This window comes from Frankia sp. CgJB1, from assembly GCF_977947065.1.
Genome location: NZ_CDWTNB010000260.1, coordinates 1 through 3,927, shown reverse-complemented (window position 1 = coordinate 3,927; position 3,927 = coordinate 1). Strand labels below are relative to the sequence as shown.

At 71.0% G+C, this 3,927-nt stretch carries 2 protein-coding genes and 1 pseudogene; 1 reads left to right on the top strand and 2 read right to left on the bottom strand.

The window, feature by feature from the left end; genetic code table 11:
• A partial coding sequence (locus tag AC08OT_RS19555; protein WP_476597792.1) for a Fic/DOC family protein occupies nucleotides 1-483 on the top strand: 483 nt, incomplete at its 5' end.
• A 37-nt stretch (nucleotides 484-520) separates the two neighbouring features.
• On the opposite strand, the pseudogene AC08OT_RS19550 reads toward AC08OT_RS19555, so the two are convergent.
• Both AC08OT_RS19550 and AC08OT_RS19545 read right to left on the bottom strand, forming a co-directional pair.
• A pseudogene (locus tag AC08OT_RS19550) lies at nucleotides 521-624 on the bottom strand (IS982 family transposase); the annotation flags it as partial.
• Nucleotides 625-694: 70 nt separating this feature from the next.
• On the bottom strand, nucleotides 695-3,904 hold the full coding sequence (locus AC08OT_RS19545) for a protein kinase domain-containing protein (RefSeq protein WP_476603166.1): 3,210 nt from the start codon (nucleotides 3,902-3,904) through the stop codon (nucleotides 695-697).
• Nucleotides 3,905-3,927 lie beyond the last annotated feature (23 nt).

Genomic DNA, 3,927 nt, shown 5'->3' with positions numbered 1-3,927 from the left:
GTTATTTCAATGCAAATCCTGGGAGCATCCCTCCTCCCGGGCGCTTACGATACCGAGCATCTTCGTCGTTTCCACCGGATGCTCTTCCAGGACATCTACCGATGGGCGGGCGAGATTCGTACTGTGAACCTCGCGAAGGATGGCCACCCGTTCTGCCGGGCGCTGTTCGTCGAGGGGCAGCTCTACGATCTTTTCTCGGGCCTGGCCGAAGACCGTCATCTCGTAGGGATTAAGCGAGAATCCTTTGTTCTCAGGTTTGCGACACTCTACGGCGACCTGAACGCCATCCATCCGTTCCGGGAAGGAAACGGCAGAGCTCAACGGGCCTTCCTACGACAGCTCGCGGCGGGTGCGGGCTGGACCGTGCTCTGGGAGAAGCTCGGTAAAGAGGCCAACGATGGCGCTTGTCATCGCTACCGCATGAGCTTCGAACCGGGTGAGCTCGTCAATATGCTCGATCCGATCATGACGCCGAGGATGTAGGCACTTGCGAGCGCCAGTCGATGCGCCCGGCGACCGAGAAGAACCGCGAATGCGATGCACAGCAGCCGTACCTGGCCCATCCGGCAGGTTCGAGCGCTGCACGGTCGGGCGGGACATCCCGCACGGAACCGGCGTCGCCTCCGCATGACCCATCCCGGGTAACCCCGGAGGACCGTGCCGGGCTCAGTGGGACCGACGCCGGGTGACCGATCTATGCGACCGGGAGACGGTGGATGAGGTGCTGGGCGGTGTCGACGACGAAGGCGGTGCCGTCGCTGTGGACGGTGACACCGAGCGGTCGCCGCAGACCTGTTCGGGCGTCCGCGAAGGTGCGGACGAGTCGATCGCGGGTGACGAGGCGGACCCGTCCCCGGTCGGGGTCGGTGACCAGCAGACCGCCCGAGGGGGTGGGCGCCAGCGAGTGGGGCCGACCGACGTCCGCGATCCGGGCTGGGGCTCCGTCGTCGGGGGACGCGCCGTAGAACATCCCGGCAGCCGTGGAGATGGTCCCGTCGGCGTCGACCGCCCGCAGCAGGTGATTGTCGGTGTCGGCGAGGTAGACATTCCGTCCGGGCGGGGCCGTGACGTCGTGCGGGCGCCGGAGCTGGGCGAACTGGGCGGGTCCGTGATCTCCGGACAGGCCGGGGACACCCGCTCCCGCCAGCGGTGCCGCCCGCAGATCCGGGTCGATCAGGATCACCTGGTGGCCGCCGGTGTTCGCGACGTACACCCGGCCCGCCGCGTCGGCGTAGACGCCGTGCGGGTGCGCCAGGTCGAGTGAGGTGGCGTGCCGGGCGGCGGGGCCGGCCGGCGGGCCGTGACGGCCGGAGCCGGCGACGGTGACGATCCGACCGTCCGGCGCGACCCGGCGGATCCGATTGTTGAAGCTGTCCGCGATGAACAGAGAACCGTCGGGGCCCAGAGCCAGCCCGCACGGGTTATCCAGCTCGGCGTCGACGGCCGGCCCCCCGTCACCGTGCGGGCCGCTCTTGCCGGAGCCGGCCACATGGACCGTCCGGCCGTCGCGTTCGATCCGGAGCACCCGGTGACGTAGCCGTTGGGACACGTACACCGCACCGTCCGGCGCGGCGACCACACTGTACGGGTAGTCCACCCGCAACGGCGCGGACGTGATGTCGGCCGGGCGGAGGTCGCGCCGCGCGGTCCGGTTCAGGGACCGGCGCCGGATCACGCCGGCCGACCATCGGCGTGGTGAGGCGGTGGCTGACGGCGTGACGGCTGGCGGCGGGACGGCTGGCGGGGTGCGGGCCGACGGACTGCCGCGCGCCGCGTCGCGCACATCGTCGTCGAGCCGCAGCGGCAGCGGGCAGCGGGTGAGCCAGTCCGCACCGAGCGCCTGGGCCGTTGCGGCGGCGAGATCCAGGGCGAACGCGTGGGCCGACGGCGGGCGTGCACCGGGCTCCTTGCGCAGCGCCCGGTCCACCACCGCGGCGATCGCCGGCGGCGCGGCGTCCAGTGGTTGCGGCGCGACGCGCAGATGATGGTCCATCAGCTGCGCCATCGACAGCACCCGGACGAACGGTGGGCGGCCGCTGAGCAGTTCGTAGAGGACGATCCCGAGCGCGTACAGGTCGCACGCCGGTCCCGGCGGCCGGCCGTCGAACTGTTCCGGCGCCATGTAGACGGGGGTACCGACGAGCGTGCTCGGGGCCGCACCGGAAGCGCCGATGAGCTTGACGATCCCGAAGTCGGTGACCTTCAGCAGGCCGTCGGCGCTGAAGAGAATGTTGTCCGGTTTGATGTCGCGGTGCAGGATCCCGCCCGCGTGCGCGCATTCCAGCGCGGCGGCGGTCGCCAACCCGATCGCGCAGACGACGTCGACGGTCAGCCCGTTCGCCGCGCGGGCCCGCACGGTGCCGCCCGCCAGCCGCTCCATGACGAGCAGGCACAGGTCCCCGGATTCGACGTAGTCGTAGAGGCGGACTATGTGGGGATGGTCGAGCCCGGCCAGCAGGCGCGCCTCCGCCAGGAACCGGCCGTGGGCGCCGCCGTCCGCCGCGCTGGTCGACAGGACCTTGATCGCAACGGTCCGGTCGAGCTGGCGGTGGCGACCCGCGAGAACGACGGCGTGACCGCCGTGCCCGAGCATGGCGGTCACCTCGTAGGCGGGGAGCGCCTCGGCCACCCGGTCGGTGATGAACCGTTCCGGCTCCGGTCCGGTCAGCCGCACGGCGGATCGTAGTCGAGGCCCGGCAGGTACTGTTTCCATTCCTCGCGGGTGAGCGGGTCGCCGGCCCGCGCGCACAGCCGCGTGACGACGCTCGCCGGGTCGAGGTCCCAGACGAATCCGATCACCTGGTAGGGCGCTCCGACGATGAAGGCAGTGCCCGGGGCGAAGGCGACCGCCGCGAAGCCGTTGTAGCGGCCGCTGAAGGTGGCGTACGGCACCGGGTCGGCCGGATCGGACATTGTCCCACAGCCGCACCACACCGTTCGCGCCGCCGACGCCCGCCGCCATGAGCCGGCCGTCGGAGCTGAACTCGATGGAGTTGACGCCGGCCCCCAACCCGATGATCGAGGGCAGCGTGCGCGGGGCCCGGCGGTCCGTGACGTCCCACAGGGCGACCTTCGTGTCGAAGCTGCCGACGGCCAGGGTCCTTCCGTCCCGGCTGAAGGCGATGGTGATCAGGGCGCTGGTGAAGCCCATGATCGTGCTGATGCCCGCCGGTCGGTCCGGTGTCGTGATGTCCCACAACCGGATGGTCCGGTCGCCGCTCCCGGACGCCAGGGTGCGCCCGTCCGGACTGAAACTGACGGTGGCGACGTCGTAGCGGTGCCCTGCGAGGACGGACCGCTGCCGGGGCGTGGCCGGGGTGGAGATGTCCACCAAGGCCAGTCGGGCGCTCGTGCCGGCCAGCGCGAGGGTCCGGCCGTCCGGGCTGACCTCCAGGTCCTTGATCCCGCCGATGCCGGGATGGATGGTGGACAGCAGCCTGGGACGGCGGATGTCGGCGACGTCCCACAGCGTGACCGTGCCGTCGAAGTCGGTGGCGTAGTCGAGGCTGCCGGCGATGAGAACCCTGCCGTTCGGGGTGAACCGGACGCTGCCGACCGCGGCGTTGAATCCGGTCAACGTGGCGGCCGACACCGGCCGATCGGGGTCATGCGCATCCCACAGCCGGACGGTCTGCCCGTAGTCCCCGGTGGCCAGGACCCGCCCGTTCGGATGGACCGCCGTCGACCACAGGAAGCGGTGGTGCCCGACCAGCGTCGGCCCCGGCACGTCCCACAGGCGCAGGGCGCGGTCGTCGGCACCGGAGGCGAGGGTCCGCCCGTCCGGACTGAAGGCCAACGCCCACGGCTTCGACGCGTGCGGCAGGACCGCGATGGCGTCGAAATGGCGGGACGGATCGTAGATCTCGACCGCGCTGTTCACCCCCACGGCCACGAGGCCGTCCACGTTGACCGCCACCGCCTAGGTCT